This window comes from Paraburkholderia sp. 31.1, from assembly GCF_014397645.1.
Classification (GTDB): Bacteria; Pseudomonadota; Gammaproteobacteria; order Burkholderiales; family Burkholderiaceae; genus Paraburkholderia; species Paraburkholderia tuberum.
Genome location: NZ_VZQN01000221.1, coordinates 1 through 379, shown reverse-complemented (window position 1 = coordinate 379; position 379 = coordinate 1). Strand labels below are relative to the sequence as shown.

General features: G+C 59.6%; 1 protein-coding gene. It reads right to left on the bottom strand.

What is annotated here, in order from left to right:
* A partial coding sequence (locus F6X37_RS36075) for a transposase DNA-binding-containing protein (protein WP_262420175.1) occupies positions 1-203 on the bottom strand: 203 nt, incomplete at its 3' end.
* Positions 204-379 lie beyond the last annotated feature (176 nt).

Sequence of the window (379 nt, the reverse complement as noted above, 5' to 3'; positions counted from 1 at the left end):
CTGCGCATGCGTTCCTGCGTGCTCGCCCAATGCGGCTCCAGGATGGCTTCCCAGGCCACATCCGTATTGCGCAAAAATCGGTACGCCGCGCACGTCTCGCTCCAGCTATCGCACGCCTGGGGGATACTGGCCGTCGGATTGGCCGCAAGTCGTTCCATCAATTTCTTTGCCCTCCTGTCCAGGCGGGCGTCGCCAAGGTCCAGCCCCGCAAATTCCTGCTCGATCCACTGCTGTGCAGCCTTCGTCACGCGCCCGCCCAAATTGCAAGAGTAGACGCGATTCGGCCAAAGTTTACAAGCCCAGCCTCCAAGTCATTGAATGTAAACGGCTTGCTGGCGCGGGCGGCGCGGACAACGAAATGTGTATAACGCTATGACTT